Genomic DNA, 20,269 nt, shown 5'->3' with positions numbered 1-20,269 from the left:
TTCTGGCGATCGCGAGCGGCTCCGGGAGCTTAATCCGGCTCCGCGCCGGCTTGCTCATCTTTCCAGGAACGGATGCGGACGGCCGCCGTTTTGAAATCGGGCATTTTGCAAAACGGGTCGAGCAGCGGATTCGTCGCTTTGTTGACGTTTTGGACGGAGCCCCAGTGCATCGGGACGAACACGGTATCCTCCCGGATGTCCCGCGTCACGCGGCCGCGGACGACGAAGCTCCCCCGGGGGGACTCCACGCGCACAAGTTCTCCGTCCGTCACCCGATACTTGCGCGCCGTCTCCGGATGGATTTCCATGACGTTTTCCAATTCGCGCGCCGCCAGCGTCGGACTTCTTCTCGTTTGCACGCCGGTCAAGTAATGCGAGAGCAGGCGCCCGTTCGTGAGCGTGATCGGAAACTCCTCGCTCGTGCGTTCTCCTTCGGGGCGGTGATCGACCGGGATGAAGACAGCCTTGCCGTCCGCATGGGCAAACGTATGTTCGAACAGCCGCCCCGTGCCGGGATGGTCGGTCGACGGACAAGGCCAGTAAATCCCTTCCTCCCGGCGCAGCCGTTCGTACGTAATGCCGTAATAATCGGCGATGCCGCCCTTGCTTGCGAGCCGCAATTCGTCGAAGATGTCCTCGGCGCTTACGTACGAGAACAAATCCCCTTTGCCGAGCAGCTCCGCCAGCCGGCAAAGCACCCGCCAATCGTCCCGGGCTTCCCCAGGGGCCGGTCGGCCGGGTTCGCGCAGCAGAACGCGGCCTTCCAGATTGGTCAACGTGCCTGCGTTCTCGAGAAACGACGTGACCGGCAGCAGCTCGCTTCCGAGCTCCGGCGGCGTCAAGACGAACGCTTCGCCGGACGCGCTCGCCCGAGCCGAGCCTGTTCTGACGCGCAGGCCGGGCGAACGATCCCCGTTCGCCCGGGTAACGCTAGACAGGCCGGCCGGCGCGAAAGCCGCTTTTTCCAATTCGATATAATAGCGGAGCGCGCCGCGGCAAGTCGGACATCCGGACGGCCGCTTCCAGCCCAGCGCCGCCATCGCTTCTTCCGCGCTGTCGAACGTTTCCGCCCGAACCGCCTCCTTGATCGCGGCATGCCCCATGTCCGCGCACCCGCAGACGGCGGGCTCCGGCGTCCCGCCGCCGCCCGGGCCGGCGGCTTCGGCCAGCCGGATCAGCGCGGCGACGAGCGGCCGGCAGCCGCCGCAAGAACCGGAAGCCTTGGTTTTGTCGCGCACCTGCTCCACGGTTTTGGCGCCATCCTCCCGAATCGAGCACAGGATGGCGCCTTTCGAAACGCCGTTGCAGGCGCAGACGGCCCCCGAATCCGGCATCGCTTGCGCCGCCTCCAGCGAGCCGTCCGCTTCGGCCGGCTTCTCCTGGCTCAGCACCGAAACGGACGCGCCGCGCTTCAGCAAATCGAGCAGCCGCGGACCGTCCGACGCGTCTCCGTACAAAATAGCTCCGGCCACCTTTCCGCCGATCGACGTCACCTTCCGGTAGGTGCCGCGAACGCCGTCGTACGCCTGGTAGGCCGTCTCCGCTTCCTGCTCCCCGATGAGGCCGGCCGAAAACATTTCGACTCCCGATACTTTCAGCTGCGCGAACGGGATCGAGCCGGCATACGGCTCCGTCGGAAGCCCGCACAGCGTTCTGGCGAGCACCTTCCCCTGCTCGTAAAGCGGGCTGACAAGTCCGTACACGATGCCGCGGTGCTCCGCGCATTCGCCTACCGCGTATACGTCCTGGACGTTCGTCTGCAAATAATCGTTCACGACGATGGCCCGGTGCGTCGCGATGCCGCTTTTTTCCGCCACCGCGACGTTCGGGCGAATGCCGACGGCCACGACGATCAAATCCGCCGCCAGCTTCGTCCCGTCGGAGAACAGCAGGCCTTCCGCCTTTTTGCGCCCGGCAACCTTGACCGTCTGCTTTCCGAGCAAAAAACGCATGCCCTGGCTTTCCAGCTCTTTGCGCAGCATTTCCGCGGAAACGCGGTCGAGCTGTCGGTTCATTAAATAAGAAGCGTTATGGACCACGTCGACCTGCATGCCCAAATTGAGCAAGCCGCGGGCGGCTTCCAGGCCGAGCAAGCCCCCGCCGATGACCGCGGCCTTCGTTCCCCGCTTCGCCGACTCCTTGATCGCGTCGCAATCGTCGATCGTCCGGAATCCCGTCACTCCCGGCTTGTCGATGCCCGGAATCGGCGGAATGAACGCGGTCGAGCCGGTCGCGACGATAAGCCGGTCGTACGGAACGGTCATGCCCGATTCCGTTCGGACGCGCCTCTCGGAAACCAGAATCCGCTCCACCGTCTCGCCGGCGTGCAGCCGGATGCCGTTCTCTTCGTACCACGACCAATCGTTTAAAATAATTTCGCCGTTCGACGCGCTGCCCTGCAGCACTTTGGACAGCAGGATGCGATTGTAGTTCGGTCTCGGCTCGCTGCCGAAAACGGTGATCTCGTAAGCGTCCGGGGACAGCCGGACGATCTCCTCCACGCATTTGATCCCGGCCATTCCGTTGCCGATGACGACCAGTTTGTTTTTCTCCAACGTCCTTCCCCTCCCTATCGCCGGGTTTTCTACGGGTTTTCTATCTGTTCAAACGCAGCACGCGCACGCGTTCGCCACGTTCCGCGCCGCGGCCTCCGGCCGGAATCAAAGCCAGCGCATTGGCGTCGGCGAAGGCGGCCATGTTGCCGGATTTGTCGTTTCCGAGCGGCGCCACGAGGCAATTGTCTCCGAATATCTCGGCCCGGCAGCGAATATAGCGCGGATAAGGCGACGGTTTGGCGACGGGATCCAACAATTGTCCGACCGTCCATTCGTTCATGTAATCGGTTCGTCCGGTGCGGCTGACGACAAACGGCTTGAGCAGCAGCTCCATGCCGGCGAAGCAAGCCGACGGATTGCCCGACAGGCAGATCACCCGCTTTTCTCTGTAAGCGTACGCCGAGGTCGGCGTTCCCGGCCGCATCGCCACCTTCGTAAAAAGCGGCGACGCGCCGATTCGGTTCAGCGCCCGGGCGGCATGGTCGTACTTGCCGACTGAAATGCCCCCGGTCGTCACGACGATATCCGCTTTGCGCAGCGCCTGTTCGAGGCCGTGCGCAATCGCCTCCGGATCGTCCGGCAGCGGCTCGCGCCGGGTGACCGAAGCGCCGAGCTCCTTCAGCCGCGCTTCCAGCATGAACCCGTTCGCATCGTAAATCCGGTACGGGGTCGGCGGCTGATCCGGCCCGATCAGCTCGTCGCCGATCGGCAAAACGACCGCCTTCGGCTTCGCGTAAGCCTGCACTTCCGTGCAGCCGAAGGCGGCAAGGAGGCCGATCTCCTTGGCTCCGAGCGGCGTGCCCCTGGTCAGCACCGTCTTGCCCTTCGGGATGTCCTCCCCGGCTTCGGCGACATGTTTGCCTTCCGGCGAAGCCCGGTCCACGCGGATCGTCCCGTTCGCGTCGTCTCCGGATTCCAGGACGACCGTCTCTTGCATGACGACGGTGTCGTACTCGTCGGGAACCGGCGCGCCGGTGAATACCCGAAGCGCGTTTCCGGCGCCGGCGCCGATATTTCCGTCGTTGCCCGCATCGTCGCCCGCCTTGATTTCGCGCACGACGGAGAGCCGCGCGGGACGCTCCGGCGTCGCCGATGCGATCGACGCGGCCCGGACGGCGTATCCGTCCATGGCCGCCCTCCGGTACGGAGGCATCGGGAACGGACTGCGAAATTCTTCCGCCAGCACTCTTCCGGAAGCTTCTTCGATCGGCACAGGCTCCGATAGCGGAACGTGCGAAACGGAGCATAACAGGTCAAGCGCCTGCTCGACCGTAACATGAAGTGTAAGCATCTGTATCGTATTGGACATGGTCAGCGCCTCCCATCCTGTCTTCTGAACATAAAAAGCCCGTCCTATATCGCATAGGAGCGGGCTTCGTTGCCGGATCGGACGGCACCTCGTTGTGCCGATCGCTTATTTAACTATAAATATAACATATAGGAAACCCGTTCGATTTGTCAATATAAATGACACCCGATCGCGTGAAAAGTCCGCAAAGATTTTTTCGGTTTTTTTGTGATATGTGCAGGTCATATATATTGACACGGTGTTGACGCATCCCTATAATACGAATTGGATCACAATGCTGTGACCGACGATAACCCGGCGAACACAATGAAGTGTCGCCTTGGCAATGGAGCCGCTGCTGTCCGAACGGACGGCTTGCGGCTTTTTGCGTTTTCAACTTATAAAACGAGGAGAGAAACGGTATGGAGAGAAACGGATTTTGGAAAAGCGGTCATAAGCCTTCCTTGTTCAGCGCGTTTTTGTATTTCGATGTAAGCTTCATGATCTGGGTGCTGATCGGCCCGCTCGCCGTCATCATGATGAACGATTATCCGATGAGCGCCGTGCAAAAAGCGAACCTGGTCGCGCTTCCCGTATTGGGAGGCTCCATTCTTCGGCTGCTGTTCGGTTTCCTGACGGACTACATCGGGCCGAAGCGGACCGCGCAATTCGGGATGCTCGCCTCGATGGTGCCGCTCGTATGGGGCTGGCAGTTCGTCGACTCGCTTGGCGAGCTGTACGTCGTCGCGATCCTGCTCGGCTTCGCCGGCGCGTCGTTCGCGGCCGCATTGCCGCTCGCGAGCCGCTGGTATCCGCCGCAGTACCAAGGGCTTGCGATGGGAATCGCGGGCGCGGGCAACAGCGGAACCGTCTTCTCGACCTTGTTCGCCAACCGTCTGGCGCAGCATTACGGCGGCTGGGAAGTCGTCTTCGGCCTGGCGCTTATCCCGATCGTCCTCGTCTTCCTGATCTTTACGTTCATCGCCAAAGAGAGCCCGAATCAGCCGGCCCCGAAAAAAATGTCCGAATACGCGAACATCCTCAAAAAGAGAGATACGTGGATTTTCTGCGCGCTCTACAGCGTGACGTTCGGCGGGTTTGTCGGCATGTCCAACTACTTGACGATCTTTTTCAACGAACAATACGGACTTTCCGCGGTGCGGGCCGCCGACTTTACGACCGTTTGCGTCATCGCCGGCAGCCTCTTCCGCCCGGTCGGAGGCTTTCTGTCCGATAAAATCGGCGGGATCCGCATGCTGATGTTCCTGTACGCGGGAGCCGGCATTATGCTCGCCAGCGTGTCTTCCCTCCCTCCGCTGGCCGTCGTCATCGTCCTGCTGTTCATCGGCATGATGTGTCTGGGCGCCGGCAACGGCTCCGTGTTCCAGCTCGTGCCGCAGCGGTTCGCCGACGAGATCGGCCTCATTACCGGAATCGTCGGCGCGGCCGGCGGCGTGGGCGGCTACCTGCTGCCGCTCGTGCTCGGCAGCCTTTACGAGGCAACCGGTTCCTATACGCCGGGCTTCCTCATTCTCAGCGGCATCGCCTTCGCCTGCCTGCTCATGCTGCTCATCGTCCAGGGCGCCTGGAAACGCGCCTGGATCGGCGAAGGCGGCAAGGCGAAAGTCGAGGCGGCGGGTTGACCGTCCCGCGATACGTCAGCTTTCATGACAAAAGCGACAAAAGGCTGTTCCCGATTCGGACGATCGTCCGATCGGAAACAGCCTTTTCGATAGGCGGCCCGCTATCGCATGCAACCGCGATTCGCGTCAGCCGAGCAAACTTCTGATGTCGTCCTCGATTTCCGCCGGCGTCACCTGCGGATCGATGCGCTTCACGACTTCGCCGTTGCGGTCGATCAAAAATTTCGCGAAATTCCATTTGATGTCGAATTGCTCGGCCGGGCCCCGGCTGGTCAGATAGGCGAACAGCGGATGCGCGTTGTCACCGATCACTTCGACCTTGTCGAACATCGGGAACGTCACGCCGTAGTTGAGCGTGCAGAAGGCCTCGATTTTATCCGCGGTTTCCGGCTCCTGCTCCTTGAATTGATTGCACGGGAAGCCGAGCACGACAAGTCCCTCGTCCTTGAACTGCTCGTACAGCTTTTGCAGTCCTTCGTACTGCGGCGTCAGGCCGCATTTGCTCGCCGTGTTGACGATCAGCAGCGCCTTTCCCTTGTACTCCGCCAGCGTCGTTTCCTTGCCGCGAATCGTCGTAACCGTAAAATCGTATATCGACATGTCGAATCCGCCTTTCCCCTTATAAATTGAAGGACCCGCTTGGGCAGGTCCCGGCATGAACATTCAGGCGACGCTTGCGGTCATTCGGCCGGAGGCGTAAACGAGCGGGAAGCGAATTCGCTGTCCATCATGAAGAAAGCGTTGCTGTCTTTGTCGATCCGTTTCAGCTTCTGGATGATGTTGTCGAACAGCGCTTCCTCTTCCACCTGTTCGTCGATGAACCATTTGAGGAAATACATCGTCGCGTGCTCGCGTTCGTTCAGGGCGATGTCGGCCAAATGGTAAAACTTCTTCGTATTCGCCTGCTCGTGCGCATAACCGTGCTCGAACACGTCGAGCATCGAGTCGTACTCGTTCTTCGGTTCCGGCAGGGCGGCGAGCGTGGCGCGGCGTCCGCGGTCGTTCAGGAACTTGTATATTTTCATGGCATGGAACCGTTCTTCTTCCGCTTGCACGATGAAAAAGTTGGCGAAGCCGTCCAGACTTTCCCCGGAGCAATATGCGGCCATGGCCAAGTACACATGCGCTGAATAAAATTCGAAGTTCATTTGTTCGTTTAGTGCTTTCGCCAGTTCGTCATTCATCGCCTATGCACCTCTGATCAGTGGAATAGCTCTAGTTTAGCATATCCCGGTTCATTGCAACATCCATTATTTCCAAGTCAGCGGGATTCGATGAGCTCCGTTAACCGTTCCGTCAAAAGTTCGGGCGTCGGGGCGCTGACGATGCCGGATTTGACGAGCGCGAAGCATTCCCGCTTGCACGTCTTGCAGTTGCCGAGGCAGTCTTTCTTTTTCATTTCGATTTCGGCGTACGCGCCTTTCAACCGCTTGTAGACGGGCTTCGTCCCGTTTTTGAAATTCCGCTCGCAAAATTTGATTTTTTTCATGCTTCGCACCCCTCGAGCCCATCGGCTGATGATCACCACCTAAATGATAATGATAATCAGTCACTCCGTCAATAGCGGACGGGCCGGCGCGATTCGACCGTATGTTCCCGGGATTTCGAACATAGGTTGGAATTGAAGCCCACAGCGAATTCAAGCCGGACGGAGGTGCCGCGGCCGCCGTGAAAAAAATCGTTTTTCCCTTGCTTTTGCTGCTCGCCGTCGCCGGATTTGCCGTTTACCGCTCCTCCCTTGCCCCGCCCGCTTCCGCTGCGAACGCCGCGTTCGAAAACGACAAGCTGAGCCTGAATATGACAAAAGCGCAGACGGAAGTCCGCGCCATGGAGGCGGTCGCTTTCGAAATCCGGATTTCCGATCTGCAAAACGGACCGGTCGGCGGCGAAGCGGCGGATTTGCAGGTGCGGTTGTCGATGCCCGGCATGTTTTGCGGGATTTTGCCCGCCGAAGTGACGGAAACGCGGCCCGGCGTTTACGTTGCAAGCGGCATGCCCGTCATGCGCGGGGAGTGGCAGGCCGAGGCCGTCTATCGATCGGACGGCGAAACGATCCGGCTCCGGCTTCCTTTCAAAGCCGCGTAAGGATTTATGCGGGCGGGAGCGGAGCGAGACGGCAGAAGACGACCGGCCCCGCCCCGTCTTCTCCCGTCACCAGATCCACGGGTGGATCGAAGGAATCCATCCGTTCGCGCTCATGCCCTTCATGATCGACAGGATGCCCATGACCGCGGCCAGCGCCGTCCCGGCTTTCCGCATCGCCCGGCGCCATTTCCGGCCGATGCCTCCGGCCGAAAGCCCGGTCAGCAGCAAGACGGGAAACGTCGCAAGCCCGAACGTCAGCATGACCAGAAAGCCTTCCGCCCACGAGCCGGAGGCGGCCGCGTTCATTTGCATCGCGTACGTCAGGCCGCACGGCAGCAGACCGAGCAGCAGCCCGGTCAAAAAAACGCCCGTCAGCTCGAAGCGCAGCCGCAAGCGGGCGAAAGCGCCGAGCGCCGCGTCGTGGCCCGGCACGGTCCGGCGATGGAGCGGCAGCGTAAAGCGGCGAAACGTCCACAGCAGAATGAGCGCGCCGCCGAGCATGCTGGCGATGCCCTGAACGCCGACGAGCCCGCCCGCCAGATTGACGAAAGAACCGGCCGCCCCCATCGCCGCGCCGAGCAGCGAATACGTCGCCACCCTTCCGGCGTTGTACGCGAGGATCGCCTTCAGCGGGGATCCTTTGGCGTTCAGCGCGAAGGAGGAGACGATGCCTCCGCACATGGCGAAGCAGTGGGGAGCGCCCATGATGCCGGAAAGGGCGGCAAGCGCAAACGTATCAGCCGACATGGGCATCGCGCCGCCGCCCCCCTTCCTTGAACCGATGCAGCCGCAAGGCGTTGCCGACGACGAGAAGCGAGCTCGCGGACATGCCGATGCAGGCCATGCGAGGGTCCATGAAGCCGAACGCGGCGATCGGGACGGCCGCCAGATTGTAGACGACGGCGAGCATCAGGTTTTGCCGGATGTTTCGGATCGTGCGGCGGCTGATCGCGATCGCCCGCGCGATGCCGGTCAGCTTGTTTCGGAGCAGGACGACGTCGCCGGCCTGCATGGCGGCGTCCGTCCCTCCGCCCATCGCGATCCCGATATCGGCGGCGGCAAGCGCGGCCGCGTCGTTCATGCCGTCGCCGATCATCGCGACCGTGCGCCCCTCGCGCTGAAGGCTCCGGACCAGCTCCAGCTTCCGCTCCGGCTGCACGCCCGCGAACAGGCGGTCGATCCCCGCACGGTCCGCGATGTAACGCGCAGTTTGCTCCTGGTCCCCCGTCACCATCCACACGTCGGCCGACCGCCTCAGCAGCCTCACGGCTTCCGACGCCTCCGGCCGCAAGCGGTCGGCCAGCTCCAGCGCGCCTTCGAGCCTCCCGTCCGCCGCGACGTAAAGCACGGTCGTTCCGTTCCTCGGAACGGCGTCGGCATAACCGCTCATCCGAACGCCCTGCGACTTCAGCCATCCGTAGCTGCCCACGCATACCTTTTTTCCTTCGACGATTCCCGCGACGCCGCCCGCCACCGTTTCGGCGACGCGTTCGGCGGGCGGAACGACGAGCCGGTTCCGGAACGCGGCTTGAACGACGGCCTGCGCGAGCGGGTGCGCCGAAGCCTGCTCGACGGCCGCAGCCGTCCGCAGCAGATGCATTTCTTTGCCGGGAGCGCTCCGGACGGCGGCGAGCGTCGGCTTGCCTTCCGTCAGCGTGCCGGTCTTGTCGAGCAGGACATGGTCGACATGCTGCAGCGTCTCCAGCGCCCGGCCTTCCTTGAACAAAATGCCGGACTTCGCCGCGATTCCCGATCCGACGAGAATCGAAAGCGGCGTGGAAAGTCCCAGCGCGCACGGGCACGCAATGATGAGCACGGCGAGCGCATGCTGCAGCGCAAGCGCGTGGGAGACGTTCCCCGGCGCCGGAAGCGCGATCCAGGCGAAGAACGTCAATGCGGCGCATACGAGCATCGCAGGCACGAAATAAGCCGCCACGCGGTCCACCTTCCGCGCGATGAGCGGCTTCGAATTTTGCGCTTCCTCGACCAGATCGATCATTCGCGACAGCCGGCTGCCGTCCGTCCCGCTGACGGCTTCGACCGTCAAATCTCCGTTCGCGTTTCTTGTGCCGCTGTATACGCGGTCGCCGGCATTTTTGACGACCGTCGCGCTTTCCCCCGTCAGCAGCGACTCGTCGACGTCGGCCCGGCCCGAGACGACGATGCCGTCCGCGGGAATCCACTCTCCGGTCCGGACCGATACCTTCGTTCCTTTTCGCAGCGTTTCGGCAGGCACCCACTGCTCCTCGTCCGTATCCGCCAGACGGACAAGACGCACCTGCAAGTCGTAGAGCGCGTTCAAATCTTTCAGCGCCCGGCCTTTGGCGACCGCTTCCAGCAGCTTGCCGAGCAGCAGAAACGTCAAAATCATCGCGATCGTATCGAAATAGACGGGGAGATGGCCGGCATGTCGGCCGGCTTCCGCCAGCGGATAACGAAACAGTTGGTAATGACTGTAAAAATAGGCCGCGGATGCGCTGAGGGAAACGAGAACGTCCATATTCGCCGAGCGCCCTTTCAGCGCCTGATAGGCGCCGTTATAGAACGGATAGCCGACGCCGAACAGCAGCGCCGTCGCCACGATCCATTGAAAGACGGGCGATTGGAACAGCGGCGGCACCCAGACACCGCCCTCCCCGGCGATATGGCCGAGCATCGCCCACAGAAGCGGAACGGACAACGCCGCCGACAAGGCGAAGCGGCGCAAGTAAGAGCGGACTTCCGCCCGCGAACGCGCGGCCGGGTGAGCGCGGCCGTCGATCGCTCCGTAGCCCAGCTGCTCGATGCGGCCGTAAATCGCCTTCAGCTTCGTTTGCTTCGGTTCGTACTGAATCAGCGCCTGCGCCAATGCCAGATTGACCGAGACCTGCTCGATGCCGTCCATCCTGCGGAGCGCTTTTTCGATGCGGGTCGAACAAGCCGCGCACGTCATGCCCGTGATGTAAAGACGGGTCGTCGCCATGGGTATCTCCCTCCCTATCCATACATTGTATGGACAAAGGGCGGGCGGCAGAATGAAAACCGGCGGACGGATTTTATGTGCCGAACCGTTTGCGGTAGCCGCATTTGCGGCAAAGCTCCTCCACCGCTTCCCTGCGCGAGAAGCCGTCGACGATCCGCTTGGCGCGCTTGCTTTCGACGATGTCGGAGAACGGCTGCACGTGGATGTTGCCCAGGTTGATGACGCCCTCTCCGTCCAGACAGCACGGAACGACCGTGCCGTCGACGAGAATGCCCGCCTGGTTGCGCATGCCGTAACAAAAGCCTTTGCCGTCGTCCTCCTCGGCGTTCAGGTCGGGCCAGTCGAATTCGATATCCGGATTCAAATAAAGCCGGTCGGCGATTTTGATCCCTTTTCCCGGTTCCACTTTCTCTTCGATGCGGTAATCGAGGCCGAACTCCCGCTCGACGATCGAGAGAACGGCCCGGTTGCGGGCCCGTTCCGCATGGGTCGCGTTGTCCGGGTGCAAATTCCACAGCCGAAGCGAAACGATCATCTCCGTTTGCGCAAGCGCCTCCTTCGCGAACGACAGAACGCCGCGAACGTATCCTTCTTTGTCGGTCGACCCCGGATGTCCGTCAAAGCTGTGCAGCGAAACGTTCATTTGGCGGATCGCCGGCTTTCCGAGCAGCTTGTGCTTCGTTTTCGGCAGCAGCGTTCCGTTCGTCGTAATATTCACCTTGAAGCCGCGCTCGTGGCTGATGTCGAGCAGCTCGTCGATTTTGGGGTGCATGAGCGGTTCGCCCTTCAGATGAAAATAAATCGAGTCGGCATACGGCTTGATTTGCTCCAATCGGTGAACGAACGCGTCCGTTTTGATAAAATTCGCCTGCCGTTTCGTCTGCGGGCAGAACGTGCAGGCCAAGTTGCACACGCTCGTAATTTCGATGTAAAATTTTTTGAATTTTTTCATTCCGCTCCAGCTCCCATTTGTGACGCTTAGCCTTCGACCTCGCAGTCGTACGTGCAACGAAATCTCTCGACGCCGGGATATTTCTCTCCCAGACTTTCGATGGCGAAGCCGACGCTGCGATAAAAGTCGACCGCATCCGCGTCCGTTTCGGCCACAATCGCCCGCGGGTTTTTCAGCCCGATCAAGGACAGCAAAATCGCGGTCCCGTACCCTTTTCCCCGTCGTTCCGGAAGTACGGCGATATGCCCGAGAAGCAGCTCTCCCGTCCCGTTCATCCGAAATCCGGCGATGCCTGCCAGTTCGTCGTCCTTGTAAAAGCCCGTCAGCTCCATGCTTTCGTCGTTCCGATAGGCTCGCGCGATTTCCTCCGCATCGTCGTAGGCCGCCAGCTCGAGCAAGTCGCGAACCCGCGGCTCGTCCAGCCTGGATTTGATATCGATCAGCATTCGCATAATCTCCGATTCTCGTATTAGACTCGCGCCGGACGATCTTCCGCCCGGCCCGCTCCGTTACCATTATACCTCATCGCGAACTTTTGAAAAAAACAAACAAAATTATAATTTTTACGCCTCGCCGCCCGCCTGCCGCAAGACGTATCATAGGGATGTTCGATGATAGCGCTTGCCGGACCGGCGGCGTTTCCGGAGGTGATGGATCATAAGCTCCCAACCTGTCGTTTTTGTAAGCGATGCGGACAGCGATTCCGGAAAAGCGGTGTTTCTCCGTTTTGCCCGGGAAGGCGCGCGTCTCGTTTTGAACAGCCGCTCGTCGGGAGCGGCCATCGGCGCGGAGCTGGAGGCCGCGCGGGAGCAAGGGGCCGACGTCTGCGTGGTCGACGGGGATTTGAGCGATGGCGCGGAAGTCGAGCGCGTCCTGCGGCTGGCGGAACGGGAATCGGGACCGATCGGCGTGTTCGTTCACAATCCGGATCTGCTTATTCCCGCGGCGGTGGAGACTTGTGCCGAAGAGATTTTTCTGGACGTGATGAACGCCAACGCCAAAAGCGCCTTCCTTTGCGTACAAGCCGTCGGCAAGCGGATGGCGGCCCGCGAAGCCGGCGCGATCGTGCTGGTAACGTCGGTTCATGCCGAAAAGCCGACCGGTTCTTCGTTTGCGTACAGCGCGTCCAAAGGAGCCGTGAAGATGCTCGCCAAGGAAGCGGCCGTCTTTCTCGGCCGCTTCGGCATTACCGTCAATACCGTCGAACCGGGCGCGATGGAGGGCGACGGCAGCAGGTTTCGCAGCTCCGTTTCGGCGCTGTACGAGGATTACGAATATAAAGTGCCGAATGCCGTCCCAGGCGCCTGGGAGGAGCTCGCTCACGTCGTTTCGTTCCTCGCGTCGGATCGCGCCCGCTTTGTGAACGGTACCGACATTCGCCTGGACGGCGGTTTTCTGCTTCACTATATGGACCATAAAATGAAACGGCCGAAATGAGGTGACCCCGCATGCTCCTGACAGGTAAAACGGCGCTCGTCACCGGAGCGGGAACGGGCATCGGCCGGGGCATCGCGATCGAACTGGCGCGGCGCGGCGCCAAGGTGGCCGTCCACTACAACGCCAGCGAGACCGGAGCGCTCGAGACGCTGCGGCAAATTCAAAGCGCTGGCGGCGAAGGGCTGACGGTCCGGGCCGACGTCGCGGAGAAAGCGGATATCGGCCGCATGGTCGAAATCGTCGAGGACGGCCTCGGCACCGTCGATATTCTGGTGAACAACGCCGCTCTTCAGCTGAACTATGACCTGTTCCGGCACGACGAAACGACGTACGACCGGTTGATGAACATTAATTTGAAAGGCTACTGGCAGTGCATGCAGGCGGTGGTCCCCGGCATGAAGCGCAAGGGACGCGGACGCATTATCCTGATTTCTTCGGTCCATGCCAAACGCCCGACCGATTTCGATCCCGTTTACGCGATGACCAAGGGCGGCATCCGGATGCTCGGCAGGGAAAGCGCGATCGAGCTCGCCCGGTACGGCATAACGGTCAATGCGATCGAGCCCGGCGCCGTCGACGTCGGAAAATACGAAGTTCCCGCCGGGCTGACGCCGGAAGAAAGAGCGAGCCGAGAGCGCAGGCATCTGATCAAATTCCCGCTCGGCCGGGGCGGTTTGCCCGCCGACGTGGCGAAGCTGGCTTGCTTTATCGCGTCGGACGAAAGCGATTATTTGAACGGGGCCGCCATCCGTCTTGACGGCGGCAGCATGCTGCTTTAAATAACTTTACGGGAGTGAACGAATTGGCGAACAATCCGTCGTACGAGGAAACGCTGGCCCATGTCCGCACCCATTCCAGCCCTTCGCAGCTGCGCATCACCGATATCCGGTTTACGGATATCGTCGGGGCCCCGTTCCACAGCAGCCTGATCAAGGTGTACACGAACCAGGGGCTCGTCGGATTCGGCGAAGTGCGCGACAACGCGGACAAAGTGTACGCGCTCATGCTGAAAAGCCGGCTGCTCGGCGAAAATCCCTGCAACATCGACAAGCTGTTCCGGCGCATCAAGCAGTTCGGCGGGCACGCCCGGCAAGGGGGAGGCGTCAGCGGCCTGGAGATCGCCCTTTGGGATCTGGCCGGCAAAGCGTACGGCATCCCGATCTACCAAATGCTCGGCGGCAAATTCCGCGACCGGATCCGCATGTACTGCGATACGGCCGTAACGGGCAGGGACACCGGCAAAGCGATGGGCCAAGCGCTGAAGAAACGGCTGGAGGACGGCTTTACGTTTTTGAAAATGGATCTGGGCATCGGCCAAATCATCGACGAACCGGGCACGCTCAACGCCCCGCTCGGCTTCCTGGAGGAAATGCGGGAGCTGTCGCGCAAACGGTACCGGATGCAGGCCGACAGCCGATCGGAGGAAGAAAACCGGGAGATCGTCAATCGTCACTACGATATTTACAACATCCCCCACCCTTTTACCGGCATTCACGTGACGGAAAAAGGACTCGACATGCTGGAGCAGTACGTCGCCGACGTTCGGGACATTATCGGTTATCAGGTTCCGCTCGCGATCGATCATTTCGGCCATATCGGGCTCGAAGACTGCATCAAGCTGGGCCGAAGAGTCGACAAGTTCAACCTCGCCTGGATGGAAGACATGATTCCGTGGCAATATACCGAGCAATATGCCCGCCTTTCGCGCGCGATGACGACGCCGATCTGCACGGGGGAAGATATTTATTTGAAGGAAAATTTCCGGCCGCTGCTCGAAGCGGGAGGCGTTTCCGTCATTCATCCCGACGTCCTGACGGCCGGCGGCATTCTCGAGACGAAAAAAATCGGCGACATGGCGCAGGATTACGGCGTCGCGATGGCCATTCACATGGCCGAAAGCCCGATCGCCTGCCTCGCCGCCGCCCATGTCGCCGCCGCGACGGAAAATTTCCTCGCGCTGGAATACCACTCCTGCGAGGTCGACTGGTGGGACGACATTATCGTCAGCGGCAAGCTGCCGAACAAGCTCGTCCAGAACGGCTTTATGACGATCGTCGACGCGCCCGGCCTCGGCATCGACGATTTGAACGACGAGGTGCTGGCCGCTCACCTGCATCCCAGCAACGCCGCCGTCTGGGAGTCCACGGACGAGTGGAACGACCACTACTCGAACGACCGGCTGTGGAGCTGAGCCGAATGAAGCCGCAGAAAGAGGGCAGGCGCGCCGCGCCTGCCCTCTTTTTCGAATATGACGCCCTTTTCGTTAGGACATCGTGATCCGAATCTTGCCTTCCTTCTGCAGCCAATCGACCTTCGCTCCGAGAGACTCGCTTATGAAGCGAAGCGGCAGGTAGGAGGTTCCGCTCGTGCCGAACGGATCGTTCTGCAGCTTGACGGGCGATCCGTTCAAGGCGGCGGTTCCGTCTTTTAAGTTCAATTGTACCGTCACGGATGAGGTTTGTTCGGTTGCGGCCCGCTCGAGAGTCGCGATTTTGTTCGTTTCGTCCCATGAAATTTTCGCTCCGAGCTTCTCGAAGACGGAACGAAGCGGAACGAAGGCTTGCCCGTTGCGGGTGATGACCCCGTTTGCAAGCGCGATCGATTCTCCGTTGAGGACGACTTCGACCGGCGGTTGGACTTGAACGGGCGTCAAATATTCGAACTCGTAATCGCCGACGCCGAGATTGGCGTTTTTATTGAGCCCCCATCCCCATAACGTGCCGTCGGTCTTCTGCATGAGAAGATGCTTCGAAGCCGGCTTCAAGCTGCTTACGTCCGTCGCGATCAGCTTGAACTCGGCATTGGCCGGCAAATTCTCGAGCTCGATGGACGTCTCGTAGACTTTGCCCGATTCGGTTAGAGCGAAAAGGGAGCGATTCGAAACGAAGGCCTCTTTCACGTTGTCGATCCCCGTTAACCGGATGGGCGCGGGCTGCTTGTTCAAAGTAGAACGAAATTTTAGAAATTCTTTAGCGAAGCAACGGTTTCCCAGGACGAGAAAAAGCCCGGCCTCCAAGCCGGACTTCCCGCATCCATGCGAACTTTCCGCTAATTTTCGGCGTATGATGCCGCCGCGGCCCGGTCGGCGACCGTTCGGCCTTACGACTGCGCATTGACGGATGCGTCCGCCGCCGCCGCCGCCCGTTCTTTCGACGCCGCCTCCATCAGCCCCGTAATGTACCCGACGCCGAACAGCCGCCCGAGCAGCTCGTAGCCGGGATTGGCGTTGTCCTCCCCCTCCATCGTCGGAACGTGGTCCGGACGCGCCGGCCCGTCGTATCCGACCTCGTAATATGTTCGCATTGCTTCGAGCATGTCGGTTTTCCCGTCGTCGTGGAACGTTTCCTCGAACTTTTCCGCCGTGCCGCGGACGTCGCGGAAGTGCACGAAAAACAGCTTGTTTTGTCCCGCGAATCTGCGAATGACCGACGGGATGTCCTCTCCCGCCGTCGCGAGCGTTCCCTGGCATAACGTAATCCCGTTGCACTCGCTCGGCACGAGGCGAATCGCCCGTTCGAGCGCGTCGGCGCTCCGTAAAATGCGCCCCACGCCGCGGATCGGAGAAATCGGCGGATCGTCGGGATGGAGCGCAAGCTTGACGCCCGCCGCTTCCGCGACCGGCACGATCTGCTCCATAAAATAGTGCAGGTTTTCCCACAGCAGCGACTCCGGCACGAGACCGGCCTCGGTCAGCGGAGCGTTCGCCATGAGGCTGTGATCGTAGCTGGAGACGAGCGCGCCTCCCCTCGTCCGGGTCGTCGTCGAAGTCCGGAACCAGTTGAACTGCGCCATAAAGTTGTAGCACAGGACGGGAATGCCGACGGCGCCCATATTGGCGACGAATTCCTTGAACGTTTCGATTTCCCGGTCGCGCCCTTCGGTTCCGAGCTTGATATGATTGCTCGGCGGCATCGATTCGATGACGGCGAGCGCAAGACCGAAGTCCGCGAATCGCTGCTTCATGCGAAGCAGCGGCATCAAATCCCACGGCTGTTCGGTTTTCTCGTCCCGCGCCAAGCCCGACACCGCGTAATTGACGTTCATTTGCTTCGCCAGATGCCAAAGGCGGTCCGGCTTGGAACCCATGAATTCGGCCAGCTTCATCCCGTATTCTCCTCCTTTTGACCGCAGCTAGGTACGGAAGTCAAGTCTTATCCCGCGAACCGGCGAGAGCCGGCTCGCTCGCTCAGCCTCCCGCTTTCGCGGCCAGCTCCTTGCCCATTTTGTCGATCTTTTCGAACGCTTCCTCGATCGATTGCTGGCCGAACGTGACCGCGTCCATTTCTTTTTTGTACGTGTCTACCCACTCCGAGAACCCCGCGGCCGGCGAATAGAACGGCAGCGCCTTGTCGACGGACAGATCGTACAGCTCCTTGCCGAGCTTATCCTTCGCTTCCATCGTCGGCTCGAGTTCCTTGTACACCTCCGGATTGATCGGAATGCCGCGCGTCAGCCCGAGCGCTTTTCCGGCTTCCGGATCCGTGATGAACCATTTGACGAACTTTTTCGCCTCGTCCATGTTTTTGGAGTTCGCGCTGACGCTAAGGAAAATCGTCGACTGCGCCCAGCCGCCGCCGGCCGGTCCCGTCGGCATGTTGACGACGCCGACCTTGCCCGGCATCAGCTGCTCCAGCGCGCTGACCGAACCGGTCGTCGCTCCGCGGGTCATGACCGTGCCGGATGCCATCGGGTCGGCCTGCGGATCGTTTTCCAGAAAGGCCGCCGATTTGTCGGCCGGCGGGACGATGCCGTTTTTCCGGAACTCATCGTACGTTCCGTAAAACTCCATGAACAACTCGCGGTCAAGCGTAAACGTCTTGCCTCCGTCCGACATGATCGGAGGTTTGCCCATCGCCGTCTGATAGTAGTTGAAGCCGTCCCACGTCGTCGTGTCGCCGATCGGATACTTGCCTTCGGGAAGCTTCGCCTTCGCGTCCTCCGCCCACCGGAAAAACTCGTCGTACGTCCAGTCTTTATGCGGCAGCGGAATGCCGTACTGCGCCAGCTCCTCCTTGTTGTACGCCATCCCTTGCGAGTTCAGGCTGAGCGGGATGCCGTACAGCTTGCCGTCGATTTTCATGTTTTCGATGACGCCCGGATCGACGATTCCGCTTAAATCCACGTCCGTCAAATCCGCCAGCTGCCCCCTGGATACGTACTCCTGAATATAGGCCGCATCCATTTGCAGGACGTCGGGAATCGTCTTCGAGGCGGCCAGCGTCGGCAGCTTTTGCCAATAGGCTTCCCACGCCATGAATTCGGGCTTGAAGGCGACGTCCGGGAATTGCTTGCCGTAAATGTCCAGCGCCTGCTTCGTCGCCTCATGCCGCGCGTCCGTTCCCCACCACATGATGCCGAGCGTCGTCTTCCCGCCTTCAGCGCCGTCTCCGCTTGAGCTCGAATTGCCCCCGTTTCCGCCGCTGCAGGCCGACAGCGCAAGCAGCAAAGCGGCCAGCAGCGCCGCAAGCGAAAAACTGACTTTTTTCCTCATCCTATCGCTCCCCTTTCAATAATGGTAAAACCCGTTCCCTTCCCGGCCGAAGGCTCTCCGAACCGGACCGGTTCCTGCTACCCCTTCAAGCCTGTCGTCGCGATCCCTTCGACGAAGTGCTTTTGCGCGAACAGGAAGATCAGCGCCGACGGGACGACGGACAAAAGCGACATCGCCAGCAGCTGGCCCCACTGAATTTCGAATTGGTCGATGAACATGCGAAGCGCAAGACCAACGGTGAATTTTTCCACCGAGCTGAGGTACAGCACCTGGGAGAAGAAATCGTCCCAGCTCCAAATGAAGGTAAAGATGGCGACGGTGACGAGCGCGGGCTTGATAAGCGGAAACACGATGCGGAAGAAAATGCCGTATACCGAAGCCCCGTCGATTTTGGCCGCTTCGTCCAAATCCCGCGGAATGCCGCGAATGAACTGGACGAGCAAGAAAACGAAGAACGCCCCCCCGCCGAAAAAATGCGGAACGACCAGCGGCACGTAGCTGTCGACGAAGCCCAGATTGTTGAACAAAATATATTGCGGCACGACGGTCACTTGTCCGGGAAGCATCATCGTCAGCAGCAGGATCGAAAACCAGAAGCCTCTCAGCTTGAACTCCAGCCGCCCGAAGCCGTAGGCGACGACGGCCGCCGTCAGAACGCCGCCCGCGACGTTGAAGAGCTCCATCAACAGCGTGTTGCCGAAAAAATGAGCGAACGTAAAGTCGCCGGAAAAATGCCACCCTTTGCTGTAGTTCTCCCACATCGGCGTCTTCGGCCACAGCGAGGGCGAGCTGAGCTCCTCGGTTTTTTTCAACGAAGCTCCGACCCACCAGATGACCGGATACAGCATGATCAACGAAAAGACGGTCAGCCAAACGTGATTCAGCAGCCGGGATTTGCGCGAGCTCATTTGGGCCTCCCCCCCTCCGATTCGTAGAACACCCAGTAGCGGGAAGCGAAGAAATTGATCATCGTCAGCAGGGCGACGATCGTAAGCAGGATCCAGGCCAGCGCCGACGCGTAGCCCATCTGGTAATGCTTGAACGCCTTCTCGTACAGAAACAGCGCGTACATATAGGTGGAGTTGACAGGACCGCCCTTCGTAATGATGAACGCCGAGGTGAACGTCTGGAAGGAGCCGATTACGCCCAGGATAAGGTTGAAAAACATGACGGGCGACAGCATCGGAAGGGTGATGTTCCAAAATTTGCGGAGCTTGCCCGCCCCGTCGACGGAGGCCGATTCGTACAATTCCTGCGGAATTTGCTTGAGTCCGGCCAGAAAAATGACCATCGTGGAGCCGAATTGCCACGTATTGAGCAGAATGAGCGTTCCGAGCGAGGTGCTCGGATTCGAGATCCAGCCGATCCCCTCGATGCCGAACCAGGCCAGCACCTGGTTGATGTACCCGTCCAGGCCGAACATATTGCGCCAAAGCGCCGCGACCGCGATGCTTCCGCCGATGAGCGACGGGAAATAAATCGCCGTGCGGTACGCGTTCATTCCCCGCAGGCTTTTGCTCAGCGCCATCGCGACCAGCAGCGAAAAGATCAGCTTCAGCGGAACGGAAAACAGCACGAACAGAAACGTCACGCTCAGCGATTTCGTAAACGTCGAGTCGTCGGTGAGGATGCTGCGGTAATTGTCCAATCCGGTCCAAACCGGATCCTCGAGCAGCGAGTATTCCGTGAACGACAGGTAAAACGACTGCGCGATCGGCCATAGCGTAAGCAAAAGAAAGCCGATCAGCCAGGGCGAGATGAAAATGTAGCCTGCCGCGTTCGTCTCCCTGCTCCGCCGCTTGCGCCGAAGTCCCCCCGTCCGCATGTCCCCGCGTATCGCATCCGTTCGATTGGCC

Annotated in this window: 19 protein-coding genes; 5 read left to right on the top strand and 14 right to left on the bottom strand. The window is 60.5% G+C overall.

Going from position 1 to position 20,269, the window contains the following annotated elements; translation table 11 throughout:
- Positions 1-29: 29 nt before the first annotated feature.
- Positions 30-2,555, bottom strand: a complete 2,526-nt coding sequence (gene nirB / locus B7E11_RS30690; RefSeq protein WP_281256523.1) for a nitrite reductase large subunit NirB — start codon at positions 2,553-2,555, stop codon at positions 30-32.
- 40 nt (positions 2,556-2,595) lie between these two features.
- Positions 2,596-3,864, bottom strand: a complete 1,269-nt coding sequence (locus B7E11_RS22655) for a molybdopterin molybdotransferase MoeA (protein WP_080839127.1) — start codon at positions 3,862-3,864, stop codon at positions 2,596-2,598.
- Between the two features lie 401 nt (positions 3,865-4,265).
- Between B7E11_RS22655 and B7E11_RS22650 the strand changes: the two genes are divergently transcribed.
- Positions 4,266-5,486 (top strand): nitrate/nitrite transporter, encoded by a 1,221-nt coding sequence (locus B7E11_RS22650; protein WP_080839125.1) that lies wholly within the window; start codon positions 4,266-4,268, stop codon positions 5,484-5,486.
- 126 nt (positions 5,487-5,612) lie between these two features.
- On the opposite strand, the gene B7E11_RS22645 is transcribed toward B7E11_RS22650, so the two are convergent.
- From B7E11_RS22645 to B7E11_RS22635, 3 genes are all read right to left on the bottom strand, one after another.
- Positions 5,613-6,086, bottom strand: coding sequence for a glutathione peroxidase (locus B7E11_RS22645; RefSeq protein ID WP_080839123.1), 474 nt, complete (start codon positions 6,084-6,086; stop codon positions 5,613-5,615).
- An 80-nt stretch (positions 6,087-6,166) separates the two neighbouring features.
- Complete coding sequence (locus tag B7E11_RS22640) at positions 6,167-6,670, bottom strand: ferritin (RefSeq protein ID WP_080839122.1); 504 nt, start codon at positions 6,668-6,670, stop codon at positions 6,167-6,169.
- Positions 6,671-6,747: 77 nt separating this feature from the next.
- A complete protein-coding gene (locus B7E11_RS22635; RefSeq protein ID WP_080839120.1) occupies positions 6,748-6,975 on the bottom strand; it encodes a DUF1450 domain-containing protein in 228 nt (75 codons plus the stop codon).
- Between the two features lie 179 nt (positions 6,976-7,154).
- Here B7E11_RS22635 and B7E11_RS22630 point away from each other — a divergent pair, with 179 nt between their 5' ends.
- Positions 7,155-7,571, top strand: coding sequence for a hypothetical protein (locus B7E11_RS22630; RefSeq protein WP_080839118.1), 417 nt, complete (start codon positions 7,155-7,157; stop codon positions 7,569-7,571).
- A 66-nt stretch (positions 7,572-7,637) separates the two neighbouring features.
- Here B7E11_RS22630 and B7E11_RS22625 read toward each other — a convergent pair whose 3' ends face one another.
- From B7E11_RS22625 to B7E11_RS22610, 4 genes are all read right to left on the bottom strand, one after another.
- Positions 7,638-8,324, bottom strand: a complete 687-nt coding sequence (locus B7E11_RS22625) for a sulfite exporter TauE/SafE family protein (RefSeq protein WP_080839116.1) — start codon at positions 8,322-8,324, stop codon at positions 7,638-7,640.
- Positions 8,308-10,533 carry a heavy metal translocating P-type ATPase gene (locus B7E11_RS22620; protein ID WP_080839114.1) on the bottom strand — a complete coding sequence of 742 codons (2,226 nt, stop codon included), beginning with the start codon at positions 10,531-10,533 and terminating at the stop codon, positions 8,308-8,310. The genes B7E11_RS22625 and B7E11_RS22620 overlap by 17 nt, the downstream gene beginning before the upstream one ends.
- 73 nt (positions 10,534-10,606) lie before the next feature.
- Positions 10,607-11,485 carry a radical SAM/SPASM domain-containing protein gene (locus tag B7E11_RS22615; protein WP_080839112.1) on the bottom strand — a complete coding sequence of 293 codons (879 nt, stop codon included), beginning with the start codon at positions 11,483-11,485 and terminating at the stop codon, positions 10,607-10,609.
- A 26-nt stretch (positions 11,486-11,511) separates the two neighbouring features.
- Positions 11,512-11,931 (bottom strand): GNAT family N-acetyltransferase, encoded by a 420-nt coding sequence (locus tag B7E11_RS22610; protein ID WP_080839110.1) that lies wholly within the window; start codon positions 11,929-11,931, stop codon positions 11,512-11,514.
- Between the two features lie 208 nt (positions 11,932-12,139).
- Here B7E11_RS22610 and B7E11_RS22605 point away from each other — a divergent pair, with 208 nt between their 5' ends.
- The 3 genes from B7E11_RS22605 to B7E11_RS22595 are packed head-to-tail and all read left to right on the top strand — an operon-like array spanning position 12,140 to position 15,113.
- Positions 12,140-12,922 carry an SDR family NAD(P)-dependent oxidoreductase gene (locus B7E11_RS22605; RefSeq protein WP_080839108.1) on the top strand — a complete coding sequence of 261 codons (783 nt, stop codon included), beginning with the start codon at positions 12,140-12,142 and terminating at the stop codon, positions 12,920-12,922.
- 11 nt (positions 12,923-12,933) lie between these two features.
- Positions 12,934-13,701, top strand: a complete 768-nt coding sequence (locus B7E11_RS22600; RefSeq protein WP_080839104.1) for an SDR family NAD(P)-dependent oxidoreductase — start codon at positions 12,934-12,936, stop codon at positions 13,699-13,701.
- A gap of 23 nt (positions 13,702-13,724) precedes the next feature.
- Positions 13,725-15,113, top strand: coding sequence for a mandelate racemase/muconate lactonizing enzyme family protein (locus tag B7E11_RS22595; RefSeq protein WP_080839102.1), 1,389 nt, complete (start codon positions 13,725-13,727; stop codon positions 15,111-15,113).
- A gap of 72 nt (positions 15,114-15,185) precedes the next feature.
- Here B7E11_RS22595 and B7E11_RS22590 read toward each other — a convergent pair whose 3' ends face one another.
- The 5 genes from B7E11_RS22590 to B7E11_RS22570 all read right to left on the bottom strand — a co-directional run bounded on the left by B7E11_RS22590 (position 15,186) and on the right by B7E11_RS22570 (position 20,238).
- Positions 15,186-15,821 (bottom strand): copper amine oxidase N-terminal domain-containing protein, encoded by a 636-nt coding sequence (locus B7E11_RS22590; RefSeq protein ID WP_139787285.1) that lies wholly within the window; start codon positions 15,819-15,821, stop codon positions 15,186-15,188.
- Positions 15,822-16,021: 200 nt separating this feature from the next.
- Complete coding sequence (locus tag B7E11_RS22585) at positions 16,022-17,026, bottom strand: mannonate dehydratase (RefSeq protein WP_080839098.1); 1,005 nt, start codon at positions 17,024-17,026, stop codon at positions 16,022-16,024.
- Between the two features lie 82 nt (positions 17,027-17,108).
- A complete protein-coding gene (locus B7E11_RS22580; protein WP_080839097.1) occupies positions 17,109-18,413 on the bottom strand; it encodes an ABC transporter substrate-binding protein in 1,305 nt (434 codons plus the stop codon).
- Between the two features lie 77 nt (positions 18,414-18,490).
- Entirely contained in the window at positions 18,491-19,321 is an 831-nt protein-coding gene (locus B7E11_RS22575) for a carbohydrate ABC transporter permease (RefSeq protein WP_080839096.1), read from the bottom strand.
- The gene (locus tag B7E11_RS22570; RefSeq protein ID WP_245809862.1) at positions 19,318-20,238 is read right to left on the bottom strand and encodes a carbohydrate ABC transporter permease; all 921 of its coding nucleotides are present in this window, start codon (positions 20,236-20,238) and stop codon (positions 19,318-19,320) included. Before B7E11_RS22570 ends, B7E11_RS22575 begins: the two co-directional genes overlap by 4 nt.
- Positions 20,239-20,269 lie beyond the last annotated feature (31 nt).

Origin of the sequence: Cohnella massiliensis (genome assembly GCF_900169535.1) — a bacterium.
Lineage (GTDB): Bacteria > Bacillota > Bacilli > Paenibacillales > Paenibacillaceae > Cohnella > Cohnella algarum.
Note: the sequence above shows the minus strand (reverse complement) of the source record. Positions and strands in the feature narration are given on the sequence as shown.

Coding starts and splice junctions, on each gene's coding strand:
- B7E11_RS22655 (WP_080839127.1), bottom strand. CDS start 3,864: ATGTCCAATACGATACAGATGCTTACACTTCATGTTACGGTCGAGCAG.
- B7E11_RS22650 (WP_080839125.1), top strand. CDS start 4,266: ATGGAGAGAAACGGATTTTGGAAAAGCGGTCATAAGCCTTCCTTGTTC.
- B7E11_RS22645 (WP_080839123.1), bottom strand. CDS start 6,086: ATGTCGATATACGATTTTACGGTTACGACGATTCGCGGCAAGGAAACG.
- B7E11_RS22640 (WP_080839122.1), bottom strand. CDS start 6,670: ATGAATGACGAACTGGCGAAAGCACTAAACGAACAAATGAACTTCGAA.
- B7E11_RS22635 (WP_080839120.1), bottom strand. CDS start 6,975: ATGAAAAAAATCAAATTTTGCGAGCGGAATTTCAAAAACGGGACGAAG.
- B7E11_RS22625 (WP_080839116.1), bottom strand. CDS start 8,324: ATGCCCATGTCGGCTGATACGTTTGCGCTTGCCGCCCTTTCCGGCATC.
- B7E11_RS22620 (WP_080839114.1), bottom strand. CDS start 10,533: ATGGCGACGACCCGTCTTTACATCACGGGCATGACGTGCGCGGCTTGT.
- B7E11_RS22615 (WP_080839112.1), bottom strand. CDS start 11,485: ATGAAAAAATTCAAAAAATTTTACATCGAAATTACGAGCGTGTGCAAC.
- B7E11_RS22610 (WP_080839110.1), bottom strand. CDS start 11,931: ATGCTGATCGATATCAAATCCAGGCTGGACGAGCCGCGGGTTCGCGAC.
- B7E11_RS22600 (WP_080839104.1), top strand. CDS start 12,934: ATGCTCCTGACAGGTAAAACGGCGCTCGTCACCGGAGCGGGAACGGGC.
- B7E11_RS22585 (WP_080839098.1), bottom strand. CDS start 17,026: ATGAAGCTGGCCGAATTCATGGGTTCCAAGCCGGACCGCCTTTGGCAT.
- B7E11_RS22580 (WP_080839097.1), bottom strand. CDS start 18,413: ATGAGGAAAAAAGTCAGTTTTTCGCTTGCGGCGCTGCTGGCCGCTTTG.
- B7E11_RS22575 (WP_080839096.1), bottom strand. CDS start 19,321: ATGAGCTCGCGCAAATCCCGGCTGCTGAATCACGTTTGGCTGACCGTC.
- B7E11_RS22570 (WP_245809862.1), bottom strand. CDS start 20,238: ATGCGGACGGGGGGACTTCGGCGCAAGCGGCGGAGCAGGGAGACGAAC.